The sequence below is a fragment of the Salinispora oceanensis genome (genome assembly GCF_000383575.1).
GTDB lineage: Bacteria > Actinomycetota > Actinomycetes > Mycobacteriales > Micromonosporaceae > Micromonospora > Micromonospora oceanensis.
This window is the reverse complement of record NZ_KB911579.1, coordinates 4,277,477-4,295,237: the sequence shown is the minus strand read 5'-3', so window position 1 is coordinate 4,295,237 and position 17,761 is coordinate 4,277,477. Positions and strand designations below refer to the sequence as shown.

Here is a 17,761-nt window from a genome sequence, read left to right as displayed (position 1 = left end):
CGTTTCGCGTCACCTCCGAGAAAGGCGAAGCCGTGTCCGACACCGACGAACAGTTCAAGGTCGTACTCAATGACGAGGAGCAGTACTCGATCTGGCCGGCCACCCGCCCCGCCCCACCGGGCTGGCGGGAGGAGGGGACCCGCGGTCCCAAGCAGACCTGCCTGGACCGGATCGAGACCCTCTGGACCGACATGCGGCCGCTGAGCCTCCGGCAGCGCCAGCAGGCAGCCACGAATTGATCCCCGCCGCCTCCGACCACAGGGACACGCCATGACAGCGACCTACTCCCGCACCGGCCCGGCCGCCGCCGAGCCGGTGCCCGACCGGGGGCCGAGCCCCGGCACCATCGTCGCGGCGCTGCGCCGCTCGGCGACGCTGTGGCCCGGCGCCCCCGCCCTCGTCGACCCGGACGGAACCTTGACCTACCACGAACTGTGGTCCCAGGCCGGGATGCTCGCCGGGTCCCTGCGCCGCCACGGGATCGGCCGCGGCGATGTGGTCGGCGTCGCCGCCGAACGCACCCGGCAGAGCCTGCTCTGCCTGCTGGCGCTCGGCCGGATCGGCGCGGCCTACACGCCGCTCGACGCGGCCCAGCCCGCTCCCCGACTCGAACGGATGATCGCCGGCAGCGGTGTCCGGACGGTCATCGGGCAGTGCGACGCCCTGATGGGCTTCCCGCACAGCCTCTCGGTGGAATTCCTGCACATCGATTCAGCTCTGCGGTCCGGCGAAGGCCTGGCCGACGACGTCACGGACCCCGACAACCCGGTGTACGTCATTCACACCTCCGGCTCCACCGGGGACCCCAAGGGCGTCCGGGTGTCGCAGGGCGCCCTGTACGCGGCGGCCGCCTCGCTGATCAGGCTGTGCGGCACCGGCCCGGGCGACCGGGTGCTGAGCTTCGCCTCCCTGAGCTGGGACACCAGCGGCGAGGAGATCTGGTCGGCGTTCCTGTCCGGAGCCACCCTCGTCATCGACCCGGCCGCGACCAGCGGATCCGTGCCCGCCCTGCTGAGCGCGGTCCGGCGCCACCGGATCACCGTCATCGACCTGCCCACGGCCTTCTGGTACGAACTGGTGGCATTCCTCGATGAGGCCGACGAGACCCCGGCGGCGACGGCGACGCTGCTCGGCGACCTCCGGCTGGTGATCATCGGCGGCGAGGAGGTTCGGGCGCCCCAGGTACGGACCTGGGCCAGGCGCGCCCCCGACCGGATCCGGCTGCTCAACACGTACGGGCAGACCGAGACGGTGCTCGTCACCCACGCCGCCGAGCTGGGCGGCGGGTTCGGCCGGCGGATCGGGCCCAGCGACCGGGTGCCGATCGGCACCCCCCTGGACCACGTGCAACAGATCCTCCTGCCGGACCAGGACGGCACCGCCGAACTGCTCGTCGGTGGACCGTCGCTCAGCCTCGGCTACGCCGGCAAGCCGGAGGAGACCGCCGCCCGGTTCGGTCCCGGCCCGGACGGCACCGGCCGCTACTACCGCACCGGCGACCTGGTCGCCGAACGGCCGGACGGCGGGCTCGACTACCTGGGCCGCCGCGACCGGCAAATCAAGATCCGGGGACTACGCGTCGAGCCCGAGGAGGTGGAACGTGCCCTCTGCGCCCACCCGCAGCTGCACGTCGCGGCCGTGGCCCCGGTTGACGGCCCCGACGGCCCGAGCGGTCTCACCGCCTGGGTGGTCCCGCTCGACCCCAGCACCGCCCCGGACGCCGCCGCGATCCGCACCTGGCTCGCCGGGCGGCTGCCCAGCTACCTCGTACCCGCGACCCTGCGCATCGCCGACCGGCTCCCGCTGCTCCCGAACGGAAAGGTGAACCTCAGCATGATCTCCAGCAATGACACCGCGCCCGCCACGCCCGAGGTCGACCCGGTCGCCACCGAGCTGGCCGACCTGTGCTCCGCCGTCCTGGGCGCCCCGTGCGGCGTGAACGACGACTTCTTTGACGCGGGCGGCGACTCTCTTAAGGCCACCCGGCTGATCTCGAAGGTGTACCGGCGGTTCGACGCCGAGCTGACCTATGTGGACGTTTTCGAGCACCGCACTCCGGCCGAGTTGGCGGCCCTGATCGGTGGGCGTCCGTCGTGACCCTGCGCCGCCTGCACGTGCTGGTGACGGGCACGTCGTCCGACGCCCACACCTGGAACCTCATGTACCTGCAGCTCGCCCTCGAGGAGGCCGGCCACGAGGTCACCAACCTCGGGCCGTGCGTCCCGGACGACCTGCTGACCGAGACCTGCGTCCGGCTGCGGCCCGACACACTGGTGATCAGCTCGGTCAACGGGCACGGCCACACCGACGCGGCCCGGGCGGCCGCGGTGGTGCGCCACGACCCCCGGCACGACGCGATGCCGATCATCGTTGGTGGGCTGCTCGGCACCGCCGGGAACCCGAACGCCGACCACGCGCCCGCGCTGCGGGCCGCTGGGGTGACCGCCGTCCTCGAGAAGGACGACCTGCCAAAGCTGATGCGGCTGCTCGCCGAGACCCGTGCCGCCGCCCCTGCCCCTGCCACCGCCACTGCCACTGCCGCCGCCACTGCCGCTGCCGCCGCCACTGCCGCTACTGCTGCCGGCCGCGAACTGGAAGGCGCGCGATGACAGCACCACCGGAGACTGGCTTCGCCGGCGCGATCCACAACACTCGGCGGGCCGGTCTGGTGGTCGTCCAGCCCCGGATGGGCTTCGCCGAGCCATCAGCCATGCGGGCGGGACTGGTCGCGGTCCGGGACGCCCGGGCGACCACGGTTGGCACGATCACACTCGACAGCTACACCCGCGTCGGCGACCTGCACAGCGCCCGTACCGCCGTGCGGACCCGGACCCGCCTCAACGGCTACCCGCTGTGCACTCATCCCGACGACACCACCAGGTCCATGCTGTCCGAGGTGTACCGGCCCGGATTCCCGATCCAGATCCGGCACGGCTCAGCGCGGCCCCGGCACATCATCGAAGCCATGGCACGGATCGGGCTGGACGCCACCGAGGGCGGACCGGTCTCCTACTGCCTACCGTACGGCCGCACCCCATTGCGGTCCGCGGTCAACGAGTGGTCGGCCGCATGCGACCGGCTGGCCGAGATGTCCACGCCGGAACGACCGGCCCACCTGGAAAGCTTCGGCGGCTGCATGCTGGGGCAGATGTGCCCGCCATCGCTGCTGGTGGCCATCGCCGTACTGGAAGGCCTGTTCTTCGCCCAGCATCGGGTGCCGAGCATCTCACTGAGCTACGCCCAGCAGACCCAGCCCGAACAGGACCTGGAAGCCCTGGCCGCCCTCCGGCGCCTGATCGGCGAGCTGCTGCCGGACCTTGACGTCCACGTCGTCCTGTACACGTACATGGGCGTCTTCCCCCGGACCCGGGCCGGCTCCTCCGCCCTGCTCGACGAGAGCGCCCGGATCGCCGTCTTCGGCGGCGCCGAGCGGCTCATCGTCAAGACAGTCATGGAGTCGGTCCGGATCCCGGACGTCGCCGACAACGTCGCGGCCGTGGAACGGGCCGAGCGCGAGGTCCGGTGTTCCCAGCAGATGCGGGCCGCCGGCCGCCACCCCTGGGCGCCGTCAGAGTCCGGGCTGTACGAAGAGGCCCGCACGATGATCGACACGGTCCGGTCACTCGACCCGGACCTGGGCATCGCCCTGCACATCGCCTTCCGGCGCGGCCTGTTGGACATTCCGTACTGCCTGCACCCGGACACTCAGGGCCGGACCAGGAGCCGGGTCGGCCCCGACGGACGGCTGGAGTGGGCCCATGTCGGCTCCCTACCGATCGACGGGCCACGTCCGGCCGGGCATGCGGTCGGCGCACAGGAGCTGACCAGCATGCTGAACTACGTGGCGGACCGCTTCGACTCGACTGTGGCCGTTCGCTGATCGGTGGCAGGACCAAGCACCACCGCGGACCTGCCACCGATAAGGTGAGCGATTCAGGCGAGTCCGATCCGGCGGTGGCTGGACCGCGGGTGCAGAAGTCCGCAGAGCCATCGGCGCGGCGGCCAGGGCGTGGGAGCCCAGCGACGGCATGCTCTCACCCGCCGGCGCCCAGCAGATCTGCACAGGCTCGATCATGTGTCGCCTCCAGAAACCCTGTGTGGGGAGGACGGCCATCAAGTCTGCGGCCTTCACCGTGAACGCGGAACACCCCCACGTGCGGGTGGGGAGGACGTGGGCAGCGGTGAGGGCCTGGTCCCGCTCGGCGGAACACCCCACGTGCGTGGGGAGGACTGCACCGCCGTTGCGTAGGCCCCGCATACGCCCGAAACACCCCCACGTGCATGGGGAGGACGGACGCTCTCGGCGAACCCGAGCCGGGCGACGCGGAGCCCCCCACGTGCGTGGGGAGGACTGTCCACCGCGCCGCCCTGGCGTACGGCCACTCCGGAGCACCCCACGTGCGTGGGGAGGACACATTCGGCCTGGACGCTCCGCGCTCGGAAATCGGAGCACCCCCACGTGCGTGGGGAGGACGGATGGTGAGCCCCGGCTAGTTCCGGGAGGTGCCGGAGCACCCCCACGTGCGTGGGGAGGACGGCGAGTAAGGCGGCGGTGGTCTTTGAGCGGCCGGAGCACCCCCACGTGCGTGGTGAGGACGCGGCACCGGTGCCCGCCAGCGCCCCGCCGGACGGAGCACCCCCACGTGCGTGGGGAGGACGAGCAGCTCCAGGAGGACGGCCTTAATGCCGTCGGAGCACCCCCACGTGCGTGGGGAGGACGTGGCGGCTGTGGCCGGGTCCGGCGCGTTCGGCGGAGCACCCCCACGTGCGTGGGGAGGACGACGCCAGCACGGCCCGCTCAAACTCCCACCGCGGAGCACCCCCACGTGCGTGGGGAGGACATATCCACCGGGAAGCTGATGGCCTTCGGGTCCGGAGCACCCCCACGTGCGTGGGGAGGACGAGGAGACGACGGTGGAGGCGTAGCCGATGGCCGGAGCACCCCCACGTGCGTGGGGGGGGACGCGAAGCCAGCTTCCGAGCGGCACGAAGCCGGCGGAGCACCCCCACGTGCGTGGGGAGGACTTCGACACCGACGCCCTCGCCGCCGCGTTCCCCGGAGCACCCCCACGTGCGTGGGGAGGACTTCTGATGGTTGGTTGGTGCGGGTGTCGAGCCCGGAGCACCCCCACGTGCGTGGGGAGGGCACATACGCGCCGACGAGCGTCATCCCCCGGATCGGAGCACCCCCACGTGCGTGGGGAGGACGAGCGCGGCGCGTCGACCTGGCTGGACCAGCACGGAGCACCCCCACGTGCGTGGGGAGGACACCGCGGCTACGGGTGCCGCGAAGGCACACACCGGAGCACCCCCACGTGCGTGGGGAGGACTTGGGCACCCACACTCGGCACACCGCGCCCGACGGAGCACCCCCACGTGCGTGGGGAGGACACCCGCAACGCCTTCGGTGCGTTGGCATCGAGCGGAGCACCCCCACGTGCGTGGGGAGGACACGCGCGGGTCGTCGGGCTGCGGGTAGCGGGGCGGAGCACCCCCACGTGCGTGGGGGGGACCCGTTCCTACGGGCCGCCCAACTGTGGGTTTCCGGAGCACCCCCACGTGCGTGGGGAGGACGTGGACTTGTGGGCTGTCAGGCCCGGTCGATGCGGAGCACCCCCACGTGCGTGGGGAGGACACGGTCGCCCCGTCACCCGTGGTCCTGATGACCGGAGCACCCCCACGTGCGTGGGGAGGACGGACTGTTTGCCCCGTGCTGCCCACGCGGCGTCGGAGCACCCCCACGTGCGTGGGGAGGACGTTGGACATCGCCTCTTTTTGTGATGTGTCGAGGGAGCACCCCCACGTGCGTGGGGAGGACGTCGCAGTCCTCCAGCGCGCCGGCGAGGCCGGCGGAGCACCCCCACGTGCGTGGGGAGGACTCCGTACGGTTGGCCAAGACAAGTAGCAGTAGCGGAGCACCCCCACGTGCGTGGGGAGGACCGGCATGCAGCAGCCGGTACTCTGGCGCTCGCCGGAGCACCCCCACGTGCGTGGGGAGGACTCCTTGGCGTCGGCGAGGCCGCCGAGGATCAGCGGAGCACCCCCACGTGCGTGGGGAGGACACTTCCTGACCTGCGGTTTTACCAGCCGTCCGGCCAGATTCTCTCGTCCGGGGTGGGAGGGTTGCCTTGGTGCTCTTGGGGGCTCATCGCGACCAGGGTAAGGCCGTCGAAGTCGACCGGGCGGCGTCTGCGTTCTCCTGCGGTCCGTAGGGAGAAGCCTTGTTCGGTGTCGTCTGGGTGGATGAGGACGGCGGCGCCGTCGCCGACGACGCTGCTTGCTGCGTTCCATAGCTCGTCGCGGACTTTGGCTGAGAGGGTTCCGACGAACATGCCGGGTGTCACTTCGATCATCCAGCGGCTGAGTGCACCGCGTAGACGATCGGGTACGGCCGTTGTTGCCAGGACGACAAGGGAAGCCATGCTAGTCCCAGGGGTCTGAGCTGTAGTTGACTCCGGACGGCATCGCTCCCATCTCCGGATCCCAGAGGGAGGTGATATCGGCCGCAGGTTGCCGCTGTTTGGGTGTGCTGTCGGGGTCGAGTAGGCGCTGAATGTCGGTGACGATCGTCGGCATCAGCTTGAGCAGCCGGAACTCGTCGCGCAGCTTGCGGCGTACGTCTCGCTCGGGTTGGGCGGAGGTGCTCATGGAGAAGGCGAGCGGCACGGTGACTTTAGCCTTGTAGAGGTCGGCGATGTCGTAGACGAAGGCATGTTGGGTGCCGCTGTGCACAAAGCCGAGTGCCGGTGAGCAACCCAGGGCGAGGATGACGGCGTGGACCACTCCGTATAGGCAGGCGCTGGCCGCTGACAACGCAAGGTTGACCGGGTCCTGGGTCTCCCACTTATTGGGGTCGTAGTTGCGGCGAAATTTTCCGGTTCGATACCTCTGGGCCAGCAGGCGGTAGAGCGTTTTCATGCGCTGGCCTTCCATGCCACGAAGCTGGGCCAGCGTGGTGCCCTCGGGTACGGATTCGCCGAAGCGTTGCTCGTACATGCGTACTGCTACGTGTAGGCGGGTGTTGTCGTCGGCCCAGGAGCGGGCCTGCTTTTCCAGCCAGTTGGTGGTCAGGGAGGTGGGGGTGATGCCGGCGTAGCAGCGGACGACGCCGGAGCCGACGCAGACGACGGTGGTGCCGTGGCGGGCGAGGGTGGACAGGGCGTGATGGGTGATCGAGGTGCCGGGTCCGAGGAGAAGGCAGCTGATCGCGGCTGTGGGCAGATAGACCCGTTCGGCCCCTTTCGGGGTATCGACCTGGGCGAGGACTCCGGTGTCGTCCTGGACGATCCGAACGATGTCGGCGTAGAGGAAGCTCAGCGAGTCCGCCACGCGGGGCAGCATGGCCAGGGTCGGTGCGGCGAGTCGCCGCTGGGCGCTGGTGCTCATCTCATCGGTGCGAGGCTGAGTAGACCGCAGCCGAACGAGCGTCCGCGGCCGATGCCGGCCAGCACAGCTGCGCGGACCTGGTCCGCGTCGGTGATCACCGCTTGTCCTTCGAACAGGGTGATGGCGTGGCGTACGGGGATGGCGCGTCCGCGAGCGGCCGGTTGTGGCTCGGCGCGCAGGTAGCGCAGGTTGAGGCCGGCGCCCTCGGCCTTACGCTGCCACCACTGCTCCGCCTGTTGACCGGACAGGGCGACGATCTTGCCGGCACTGTCGCCCTTCCACGCTCGTTTGGAGGCGTTGGCGGCGATCCGGTAGTGCGTGACCATTCCATTTGTGATGGCTTTGAGTAGCGGGCTGATGTCGCGGGTGTCGATGGTGCCATAGCCGTTGGGCAGTCGGGTTTGGTCCGGTGGTAGTGCAGTTTGGATCAGTAGTACCGGGCCGGCGGTGGTGTGGTCGAGCCGGAAGAGCACACCCGCATAGCGTCGTGGCTGCTCGCCGAGACCGTCCGGCGCCAGCGACATCACGCGACGGTGCAAAGCGGTGACGTCGCGTAGGTCCTGTCGTGCCGCCTGGTGGCGGAGGTCGAGTGCGATCCGGGTCAGCCAGGCGGTCACGTTCGGACTCCTCGCAGATGATCGTGCAGCGCGTTCAAGTATTCGATGCCGGTGCCGGCGCACAGATCGGCGGGCAGGCTGCGGGTGGTGACGTAAACCTGGCGGGTGAGGTATCGCCGTCGACGCGGGTCAGGGTTTCCGGGCACTGGTTCCATGGGTACGTCGTTGAGTGTCATCCGGCTGGCGGCGCCGTCGCCGCTTGGCTGCCCGGCGACGAAGTCCACCCTGACGGTCTCCTCGTCGCCCGGGGGGCGGCGTCGGTTGAGCGGTAGGTGTTCTAGGTGGCCGACGGGGTCGGGGATCGGGCCGGACAGCAGGAAAGGGTGCTCAACGGGGCAGGAACGGCGTCCGAGGTACGGCCCCCAGACCGGGTTGTTCAAGGCCGTGTGAATGTGACCCACGAGTTCATCCGGGCCGTTGACGGCGACGGTGAACACCGCGTCTGCCAGGTAGAACCGACGCGACACGATGGTGCCGACACCCTCCTTCCTGCGTTTGCCTTCTGCTGTCGGTACGGTCCGTTCCGGCGGTGCACCACCGCCGACGGTGTGGAAGTCGGACATGACCGTGCCGGGTCGGTCGACGCGGACAGTGAACTGCACCGGAGCGAGGTCGCCGAGCGGCTCGCCGCGGCGCCTGCCCTGAGCGGCGGCGATGATGCCGATCATGGCCGATCGGGTGGGGACGGTGCCGGTGTCTCGGACGCTAAAGGTGCTGTGGTCACCCCACGATTGCATGGGCCCGGCCAGCCGCAGCAGCAGACCCGTCATTTCGCCCTCAGTTTGTCGACGGCGGCGGCGATCAGGTTGTCGAAGCTCTGGCGGGTCTCGCCGAGCTGTTCCAAGCCTTTGTCGTCGACGCTAGCGCAACCGTGGTAGACCCTTCCCTGGTCGCCGATCAATCGGTAGATCTTTCCGGCGTACTCGGCGAGCTGCCGACGTGACGGCTCGGCGTATCCGCTGTCGAATGTGGCCCGTACCGGGGTTTCGAAGGCGCTGGCCAGTGATACAGGCCGGTCGGCGCGAACCGCGATGTAGGCCAGTTCGGGAACCGTGAACGGTGCGGTGGCGTTCTTTTTGGCCTGCGGCATGGCGGTGATGAACGCCGACAGGAACGCCGTGGTCAGCTCGACCGCGGTGGCCGGGTCGCCGAGGTTGTGGGCAAGGTCTTCCAGGTTGACGCTGGCGTACCGGTAGAACGTGCCGGTGCTGAACTCGGCGCTGTTCATGTGCCCGCTGCCGGCCTGGTCGGCGTCCTGCTTGAGGTCATCGACGGCAGTGAAGAAGTCGACCTGCGGGTCCGTGCCGTGGGTGGTGAACGCGTGGGCAACCTGGACCGCCCCGTCGACGTTGCTGCCGGGCAGTTCCGCCAGCATCCGCCCGAACAGGTTGATCACATCGCTGCGGCGCTCCATCGCCGCGCGGACGGCGTCGGCCGGCAACGGCGCCTCACCCTTCTTGAGCTTGAGCGCGCCGGACCGCAGGCCGATGAGCCGATCACGCTGCTGCACGCAGACATCAGCGAGCATGTCGAAGGCCCGCTCCGGCAGGTAGAACAGCACCTGCGCCTCACCGGTGGCTTTGTCCACCTTGAAGCCATCGGCCTTGACCGCGATCGTGGCGAGCGTGGCCATGACCTGCGTCGCCGCGAAGGCCGCCAGCTCCGAGTCCCAGTCGGATCCGGTGAGCCGAGCCTGGATGGCCTGCGGCAGCCGCCGGGTGCGCTTGGCCTTGTCACCTGACGATTCCTCCAGCTCCCGCCGAACGGCTCGCTTCCAGGATTGGCTGGAGACCCGGGTGCGATCGGCGTAGCCGAAGCGCACAGCCTTCGGTGAGCCCAGATCGTCGCGGTTGAGATTGGCGTATGGGACGGTCTGCAGCACATGGATGTCGACGTAACGGGCGGTCATGCGGGCTCCTCCAGGCTCGGGTTGTCTTTCTGCTGCTCGGCGCGGCGGTCGGCTTCGTGCAGGGTGCGGTAGTAGGACTGGAGCCATCGCTTGGCGACCTGGTCACGGCGGTACCGCCACTGACAGAGGTCGTCGAGGAGTTGCCCCCAGTTCACCTGGACCTCGACCGCGCCGAGGTGCCGCACCACCCCGGCTAGGTGTTGGTAGACGCCGGGGTAGCCCTGCCGGACCAGCAGATGCAGTCGCTTCTCCGCGGTAGCCCGGTTCATCGCCCGACGGCCAAGGCCCGGCCGGCACACCGCCCAGGCCAACGACTGCCCCAGATTGGGGCGGCTATGCGGCGTGATGTCGGCGTCCGCTGCGGCGGCTACCTCCTCGGCGTCAGTGACGTTCGCTGGCTCGACGTCGGGGGGTTCGACGTTTGTCCTGTCACGAACCGACGCGGCGATCATCGCCGCTACGGCGTAGTGGGCATACTCGTGTTCCTGCGTCACCGACGCCGACAGCAATGGGGCGACAACGGCATGCATGGTGTGCGCCTGCTCGGGAGGACGACGTAGACCTCGGCGCAGCGCCGCACGCTGGCCACGATCACGACGGCACCGCTCGGTGACCCGCCTCGCGAACCGGTCGGAAGGCCGTTCTTCAATCTCCGTGGACATCACGCGCCCGATCCCTTCCTCAACGGTGTTGTCAACAGCCGATGCGCCGTCTGCGTGGCCCGCACCAGGCGCGGTGAGCTGGCATCGCCATCCGCGGCGTGGTCGATGGCCTCGTGCCCTAACCGCGCGAAAGCCCGCCCGCCCTCGGCGAAACGGCCGTCTCGCACGTGCTCCCAGAACACCGCCTCGGCTCGCGTCCAGTAGTACGCCTCACCCGTATGAGCCCACGGGCCCTCCCGGTCCTTGACGCTAACCATCTCCCGCCAGGCCTGCCGCAGTGCGGCCCCGACACGCCGACCGATCGACTCCGCCGCCCGGGTCAACAGGGCCACGCCGTCGGCGGTCACCGGGTCGCGCTCACTCAACCAACCAAGAACTGGTGGGGTCAGCGCGATGAACCACTGCCGATCCTTGGCCTGCCCGTCCTGATCGAAGCCATACGCGCGCACCCGTCCGTCGAGACCGAGGTCGGCGGCGGCAGCCATAATGTCGGGACGGTGCGTCTTGACCTCGGTGTTGCCGCCCAGCAGGGCGTCAACGTCCCGCCACAGAGCCCGGGAGCCGTCGGCCGGCAGCTGGTACCAACCGCCCTCCTTGTTCTGCCGACGCACCACGTACGGATCAGGAGACGCCGCCCCGGAAAGCCGCCACGCCCAGGTGACGTAGGCATCCGACACGGCCTCACCGGCGGCGTTTGGAACCAGCAGCACGGCATGTCGCGCACGGCCGGTCAACGCGCCACACGGCCACGACACCGACCATGGCGCACCGAGCGGATCCGGCAACTCATCGCGCTCCCACGGGCACAGGTCAAGCCCTTCGTCCTGCCCTGATGACACCCGTGGGGGCACCCCCACGACCAGCGACTCGAACAGGTTCTCCCCGAGCGGGTGATACGACATGGCCCCCCGCAGCGGGCCGGCGTTGCTGTTGGCGAATTTCTGCCCGGCCACCTCACGGCTGCTGCACCGCCCAGATGCGCCGTAATACAGCTGCGCGATCAGATACCACGCCGCCTCCCCCGGAGCCAGAGCCACCGCGTCGGCATCCGTGTGATGGCCGAACCACACCTGAGAGTTGCCCGCTGGACGGTCGAACACCAGCTTGTTGACCCCGGAGGACTTCGGACACTCGACAACAAGCCGGGGATCCTGCATCCACGGACGAAGCGGATCGAACAGGTTAAAGCGGTCGGAGTATTTCGCAAAGTAGGCATCAACGTCGCCTGCGGCGAACCCGCCCTGGTCAAGCAGCCGCTCCTGCCGCTGCCGCCACTGTGGCCCGCGCAGCATGTCCAGGCCAGTCACCCGTGCAGTGATCGCGTACAGAATTCGCCATAGCCCGGACGCCGCCGGCGGCACCGGAACAGCCAGGTCATCGAATTCGGCCGCACGGGCAAAAAGCTCCCGAAGGCCGACCAGCTCCGGCTCGCCGTTTGCCGCGACCGATATCCACGGCTGATCAACTAGATCGAAAGATTTCGTCATTAGTATGACTCCTGACGACAGATCGCCTGATATTGCCGAGCCGCTCGTCCAGCGCGAAGCCCCATGTCGGATTAATGACTAACAACAGCCCCTACTCCGCTCCTGCGGTTGCGACGACGAGGCCAAGCTCGGGGTCAAGGTGCACCGATCGACGGGCCCAGGTGGCCGGGCCTGGACCCGTCGGGAGGATCGGAAGCCACAGCGGTCGGATACGCTTCAGCCAGGCGTTGTTGCCCCAGCTTGCTGGCAAGGCGGCGGGTGGGTCATATCCCGTGAGGATGTCAGCGCGAAGCGGGATCGTCTCCTGGAGAATGGCACGAACCTCCTCGCTGCGGAAACGGCCGTCGGGCCCGGATCCCCTTTGCGGTAGCGGGATGCGCCCCTGGGGGTCGAGCCACTGCATGCCGTCAGGGTCGTGGTAGCAGCACAGCACCCGCTCTGATTCCGCTCCCAGTCGGGTGGATGCACGCCATTCCGGCGTTTCGGTTTGACTCAGCGCGACCAGGTCGGCCAACCCGACGGGCTCCGGAATGACACCGAGCTCAGCTGTCCCACGTTCCGCCATCGCCTGGGCGCGACACTCGTTGTGTTCCGCGCTCAGTACCGGATCATTGTGGATCTCCTGGGGTACATACACCGCTTCCACATGACCCTGCACCGCGCGTGGAACAGCAATCGTATCGACACCCATCAGCCGAAGGTGTGTGGCCCGCAGCAGGTACCGCGCGTACACGTCTCCCCAAGCAGCCGGCCTGACATGCTCGACACCGTCCGGGCCCCGCGGGTCGAGAACCACCACCCGCGGTTGCGCAGCCCACGGCGGCCTCGTCCTGTGGTGTCGATGACACCGACCGGCACGTTGCAACAGCTGCGCCATCGGCACCAGATCCGTCACCAACAGGTCGAAGTCCAGGTCAAGTGACTGCTCCAGCACTTGAGTAGCAACCACGATCATCGATTTAGGGCGATTGCCCTCCTTCCCCAGCCGACTGGTGATCTGCGTCGTGATCTCCTCCCGGCGCCGAGCCGGGAAACGAGAGTGCAGCAGCACCACATCCACTCCCTCGGATGCCCAGTCACGAACGACGCGGTAGGTCTGCTGGGCGTCGCTGACCGTGTTGCAGACCACGGCAGCGCACCCACCCTGCTCGGCCACCGGCGCCAGCACCTGCCGCACCACGGCCCTACGATCCGCTGGGTCGCGCTCCGACCCGACGAGGTGACGAACCGGGCGTACGTCGAGCGTGAACTCCACGGTCCTACCCGAGACCAGAGCCTCCCGCATCGTTGGTGAGATCGAAACCGTGGCGCGCCCCTGGATCGCCGGCACGAACGTCCAACCCGGATAGGGCACAGACGTGTTGGTCGGCCCGACGCCAGCACCCTCCTCGTACGCCCCTACCAGAGTCGCCGCCTGCGACGAGGGCAACGTCGCCGACAGCAGGACGACCGGGCATCCGTAGGCCCCCAACCAGTTCAACAGGTGACACAGCAGGGAGGTCGTGAAGTCGTCGTACGCATGCGCCTCGTCAACGACGAACACCTTGCCCGAGAGACCGAGCAGACGCAGCGCATTGTGCTTGGTGGTCAGCACGGCAAGCAACGCCTGGTCAACCGTGCCCACCGCCATGGGCGCCAGCAGCCCCCGCTTGGGGCCGCGCAGCCACTCCGGTGCCACCACATCACCACTGGGATCATCGGACACCACCTCAGCCGCACCACCGGGGTCGACAACCGCCCGAGCCTCGTACTCAGCGTTCAACCACGACATGCTGTGCAGCAGCGTGACCGGCGCCGGACCGGCGGCAAGCCGGGCAGCAAACGCCCGCACCCGGCGATACATCTCGTCGGAGGTCGCCATAGTCGGCAAAGCGAAGAAGAACCCGTGCGCCCCGCATACCTCGGCCAACCGTTTGGCAGCCACCAGAGCGGCTTCGGTCTTCCCGTCCCCCGTAGCCGCCGTCACGACCAACAGGCCCGGACTGTCGACCACCGGCAGCAACTCCTCAATGATCGACCGCTGAAGAGCGTTCGGACGGTGCGGGAACAGATCATCGAAACGCACCGCCCGAAAAGACGGTGACCCCAAGCCGGCGTCGTCGAGCAGGGCGGCAGCGGGCGCGGATAAGGCCGCGAGATGAGTCGACGCAGCTTCGGTGCCCGTGTACTGCGGCACTCGTGAAGACTGCTGACGCAAGAAGTGCTCCTGGCTGGCCAGCCAGTCCGCGAGGATCACGACCCCCGTGACCAGCACACTGGCTGCGGCACCTATCGCCGACGGCCGCTTGGGTGAACCCACGGCCTCGTGCACCACCCGCACCAGGGCCGCGCGCTGCTTCGACCAGCCGCCCTTGCCCAGCTGCAACTGGCCACCATGGGGACCACTGGTTTGCTGGAAACGCCCGTGATGGCCACCGACGATCTGAGCGACGCGGTAGGCCAAGCGGTCACTGACCCGCCTGACCAACTGCGGATACCCCAAAGGAGCAAGAAGACCCGGCAAAGCCAGCTGACCAGCGGTGTCATGCCTCAGCGAGCCATCGCCTACAACATCCTCATATGAACCAGCACTCCGCAGCGCATCGAACGCGCTCCCGTCCTTCTTCTGAAACCCCGGGGTTGCCTTGCCGACATCGTGTAACCCCGCCCAAAACATGATCAACGATTTAGCGTGGCTGTCGTCGGTGGCCAGCCCCTCCGCGATGACCCTCCGTTGGTTCGGGGCCAAATAGCGATCCCACAACGCACCAGCAACGGCCGCGGTATCAATCAAATGCCAGAGCAATGGATACGGTCTCGGGAGATGGTTAGACTTGCCCCAGATCCCAGCATCGACCCCGTCATGGTCGACCCCCAATTCGACCCCCTCCATTCGTACCCGCTCGGCAAGGGCATCAGCATGCAACCACAGCCGTACGACACCACGACTCGACCGACGCAAAACCGCGCCCACGGCTGATAGAAGCGCAGGTCACGAAGTGTCCTCCCCACGCACGTGGGGGTGCTCCGGCACCGACTTGCACGCGGCTCGACCCCCGCTCCGTCCTCCCCACGCACGTGGGGGTGCTCCGCAGTACAACATCCCGCAGTTAGTCGCACAGGTGTCCTCCCCACGCACGTGGGGGTGCTCCGCTGGACGGTGACCTCCGACACGCGCGGCTCGTGTCCTCCCCACGCACGTGGGGGTGCTCCGTTGGACATCGCCTCTTTTTGTGATGTGTCGAGGTCCTCCCCACGCACGTGGGGGTGCTCCGACCATCTTGGCCCGGGGCATCGTCGTGCGAGGGTCCTCCCCACGCACGTGGGGGTGCTCCGTACTCGCCGAGGAGCGCGGCCCGTTCGACAGTGTCCTCCCCACGCACGTGGGGGTGCTCCGCGGTTTTCAAGCACGGCATCCTGTCGAGGTACGTCCTCCCCACGCACGTGGGGGTGCTCCGGCTTGGGTCCGAGCCATCCAGGCAGCATCACCGTCCTCCCCACGCACGTGGGGGTGCTCCGGCCGTAGCCGGCGGCAGAGACCAGCACGACCAGTCCTCCCCACGCACGTGGGGGTGCTCCGTAGCTGGTGTGGGGTGGTGGCGGCGTAGTGCAGTCCTCCCCACGCACGTGGGGGTGCTCCTTGTAGTCATTTCCGGCCGTTAACCCTGTCACCGTCCTCCCCACGCACGTGGGGGTGCTCCGTCCGATCAGCCAACGTTGGGCCAACCAACGTTGTCCTCCCCACGCACGTGGGTGCTCCGATCACGACCGGCCTACTGTCGATCAAGGACCCGTCCTCCCCACGCACGTGGGGGTGCTCCGCCTTCCGAGTACGCGCCGGAACCCAGGACCAGGTCCTCCCCACGCACGTGGGGGTGCTCCGCAGATCGACTACGTGGTCGACTCCAACGCATTGTCCTCCCCACGCACGTGGGGGTGCTCCATCGTGTCCTGGTCGTGGGCGTACTCGGCGGTGGTCCTCCCCACGCACGTGGGGGTACTCCGCTGATCCGTACAGCCCGGGGCCGGTGGGTCCTGTCCTCCCCACGCACGTGGGGGTGCTCCGTAGGTCGTAGCCGATCGTGCACGCTTCCTTCGATCCTCCCCACGCACGTGGGGGTGCTCCGGTGTGCACCCGGCCGGGGTAGAGCAGGCACCCGTCCTCCCCACGCACGTGGGGGTGCTCCGTTGTAGAAGGCCCGTTCGGCGAGCGCGCGTTGGTCCTCCCCACGCACGTGGGGGTGCTCCGCCAAGAGTGACCCGTGGGCACCGCCCAGTCGCGTCCTCCCCACGCACGTGGGGTGCTCCGCAGTACGACGATCTGCGTCGGGCGGTCGCGGTGTCCTCCCCACGCACGTGGGGGTGCTCCGCATCCGAGGCCCTGGCGGTGGCGTTACGGGCGGTCCTCCCCACGCACGTGGGGGTGCTCCGTAGACGACGGCCTGCGGGGTATCGGGGTCGGGGTCCTCCCCACGCACGTGGGGGTGCTCCGCCTCCGACGGCATGCAGTGGCCGCCGCTGATCGTCCTCCCCACGCACGTGGGGGTGCTCCGACGCGGGTGGCGCCAGGCGGTCCGATGGCGACGTCCTCCCCACGCACGTGGGGGTGCTCCGCCAATGGGGTTCGCGGTCATCGCCGCGTTGAGGTCCTCCCCACGCACGTGGGGGTGCTCCCCCAAGTCCACCGCCCCGCATCAGTCGGCCGCTGTCCTCCCCACGCACGTGGGGTGCTCCGTTGATGGATGTCCCGGATCCGGTCGCGTTGGTGTCCTCCCCACGCACGTGGGGGTGCTCCGCTGGGTAACACCGTCGGGGAACGCGGCGGGCTGTCCTCCCCACGCACGTGGGGGTGCTCCGCAGAGGGTGTGTCGAGCCGTCCCGCTCGGTCGGTCCTCCCCACGCACGTGGGGGTGCTCCGCCTGTCGGTCATGTGGATGTCGTCGCTGACGCGTCCTCCCCACGCACGTGGGGGTGCTCCGCCGGCGCGTGTCACCGCGGCCTGGTTTGACAGGTCCTCCCCACGCACGTGGGGGTGCTCCGCGCTGCATGACTCCCAAACGCTCAGCACACCCGTCCTCCCCACGCACGTGGGGGTGCTCCGACTGATTCGAGTGTGCGCGCGTATCAGAAGAGGTCCTCCCCACGCACGTGGGGGTGCTCCACGGTGCACGAGTGGTCGGGCCCGGATGCTGCGGTCCTCCCCACGCACGTGGGGGTGCTCCGCGTTCTTCGGGTGCATGTACTACGCCGCGCTGGTCCTCCCCACGCACGTGGGGGTGCTCCGATGCCGCCTTCTGGGGAGAGGACGGCGAGGCGGTCCTCCCCACGCACGTGGGGGTGCTCCGTCGTCCGCCTCGGGCTGTGTGGTGGTGGTCATGTCCTCCCCACGCACGTGGGGGTGCTCCGCATGATCTCCGCCGGTACCTGCGTGGGGATCGGTCCTCCCCACGCACGTGGGGGTGCTCCGCCGGACGATGGCGCGGCAACCACGTCCTGCGCGTCCTCCCCACGCACGTGGGGGTGCTCCGCGTTCTTCGGGTGCATGTACTACGCCGCGCTGGTCCTCCCCACGCACGTGGGGGTGCTCCGTACGACGACCGGTACAACGACGGCGGGGACCGGTCCTCCCCATGCACGTGGGGGTGCTCCGCCTGAGCTGAGCCTCAACGTCGCGCTCAACCCGTCCTCCCCACGCACGTGTGGGGGTGCTCCGGCATTAGT

General features: G+C 68.9%; 12 protein-coding genes and 5 CRISPR repeat arrays. Of the genes, 4 read left to right on the top strand and 8 right to left on the bottom strand.

Annotated features, from left to right (window positions below):
- The first annotated feature begins 32 nt into the window (after window positions 1–32).
- Genes SALPAC4_RS0119840 through SALPAC4_RS0119825 form a run of 4 tightly spaced genes read left to right on the top strand, consistent with a single transcriptional unit; the run spans window position 33 to window position 3,880 of the window.
- Window positions 33–239: an MbtH family protein gene (locus tag SALPAC4_RS0119840; protein ID WP_019871817.1), complete on the top strand. Its 207-nt coding sequence runs from the start codon at window positions 33–35 to the stop codon at window positions 237–239.
- 31 nt (window positions 240–270) lie between these two features.
- On the top strand, window positions 271–2,097 hold the full coding sequence (locus SALPAC4_RS0119835) for a non-ribosomal peptide synthetase (protein ID WP_019871816.1): 1,827 nt from the start codon (window positions 271–273) through the stop codon (window positions 2,095–2,097).
- Complete coding sequence (locus SALPAC4_RS0119830; protein WP_019871815.1) at window positions 2,094–2,609, top strand: cobalamin B12-binding domain-containing protein; 516 nt, start codon at window positions 2,094–2,096, stop codon at window positions 2,607–2,609. The genes SALPAC4_RS0119835 and SALPAC4_RS0119830 overlap by 4 nt, the downstream gene beginning before the upstream one ends.
- Window positions 2,606–3,880, top strand: coding sequence for a hypothetical protein (locus SALPAC4_RS0119825; RefSeq protein WP_019871814.1), 1,275 nt, complete (start codon window positions 2,606–2,608; stop codon window positions 3,878–3,880). The genes SALPAC4_RS0119830 and SALPAC4_RS0119825 overlap by 4 nt, the downstream gene beginning before the upstream one ends.
- Before the next feature lie 565 nt (window positions 3,881–4,445).
- A CRISPR array of direct repeats spans window positions 4,446–6,062; the repeat unit is 29 nt; unit sequence CGGAGCACCCCCACGTGCGTGGGGAGGAC.
- 18 nt (window positions 6,063–6,080) lie between these two features.
- Here the strand turns inward: SALPAC4_RS0119825 and cas2e are convergent.
- The 8 genes from cas2e to SALPAC4_RS0119785 all read right to left on the bottom strand — a co-directional run bounded on the left by cas2e (window position 6,081) and on the right by SALPAC4_RS0119785 (window position 14,933).
- The gene (gene cas2e, locus SALPAC4_RS0119820; protein ID WP_027644896.1) at window positions 6,081–6,422 is read right to left on the bottom strand and encodes a type I-E CRISPR-associated endoribonuclease Cas2e; all 342 of its coding nucleotides are present in this window, start codon (window positions 6,420–6,422) and stop codon (window positions 6,081–6,083) included.
- Window position 6,423: 1 nt separating this feature from the next.
- Window positions 6,424–7,386, bottom strand: a complete 963-nt coding sequence (cas1e, locus tag SALPAC4_RS0119815; protein ID WP_019871812.1) for a type I-E CRISPR-associated endonuclease Cas1e — start codon at window positions 7,384–7,386, stop codon at window positions 6,424–6,426.
- A complete protein-coding gene (gene cas6e / locus SALPAC4_RS0119810; protein ID WP_019871811.1) occupies window positions 7,383–8,003 on the bottom strand; it encodes a type I-E CRISPR-associated protein Cas6/Cse3/CasE in 621 nt (206 codons plus the stop codon). Before cas6e ends, cas1e begins: the two co-directional genes overlap by 4 nt.
- Window positions 8,000–8,773 carry a type I-E CRISPR-associated protein Cas5/CasD gene (gene cas5e, locus SALPAC4_RS0119805; RefSeq protein ID WP_019871810.1) on the bottom strand — a complete coding sequence of 258 codons (774 nt, stop codon included), beginning with the start codon at window positions 8,771–8,773 and terminating at the stop codon, window positions 8,000–8,002. Before cas5e ends, cas6e begins: the two co-directional genes overlap by 4 nt.
- Entirely contained in the window at window positions 8,770–9,912 is a 1,143-nt protein-coding gene (gene cas7e / locus SALPAC4_RS0119800) for a type I-E CRISPR-associated protein Cas7/Cse4/CasC (RefSeq protein ID WP_019871809.1), read from the bottom strand. The genes cas5e and cas7e overlap by 4 nt, the downstream gene beginning before the upstream one ends.
- A complete protein-coding gene (gene casB, locus SALPAC4_RS0119795) occupies window positions 9,909–10,574 on the bottom strand; it encodes a type I-E CRISPR-associated protein Cse2/CasB (protein ID WP_080640933.1) in 666 nt (221 codons plus the stop codon). Before casB ends, cas7e begins: the two co-directional genes overlap by 4 nt.
- Window positions 10,574–12,061 (bottom strand): type I-E CRISPR-associated protein Cse1/CasA, encoded by a 1,488-nt coding sequence (gene casA / locus SALPAC4_RS0119790; protein WP_019871807.1) that lies wholly within the window; start codon window positions 12,059–12,061, stop codon window positions 10,574–10,576. Before casA ends, casB begins: the two co-directional genes overlap by 1 nt.
- A gap of 91 nt (window positions 12,062–12,152) precedes the next feature.
- Entirely contained in the window at window positions 12,153–14,933 is a 2,781-nt protein-coding gene (locus tag SALPAC4_RS0119785; RefSeq protein ID WP_033665015.1) for a CRISPR-associated helicase/endonuclease Cas3, read from the bottom strand.
- 108 nt (window positions 14,934–15,041) lie between these two features.
- A CRISPR array of direct repeats spans window positions 15,042–15,742; the repeat unit is 29 nt; unit sequence GTCCTCCCCACGCACGTGGGGGTGCTCCG.
- Between the two features lie 90 nt (window positions 15,743–15,832).
- Window positions 15,833–16,289: a CRISPR direct-repeat array (repeat unit 29 nt; unit sequence GTCCTCCCCACGCACGTGGGGGTGCTCCG).
- A 91-nt stretch (window positions 16,290–16,380) separates the two neighbouring features.
- A CRISPR array of direct repeats spans window positions 16,381–16,715; the repeat unit is 29 nt; unit sequence GTCCTCCCCACGCACGTGGGGGTGCTCCG.
- Between the two features lie 91 nt (window positions 16,716–16,806).
- Window positions 16,807–17,690: direct repeats of the CRISPR family, unit length 29 nt; unit sequence GTCCTCCCCACGCACGTGGGGGTGCTCCG.
- Window positions 17,691–17,761 lie beyond the last annotated feature (71 nt).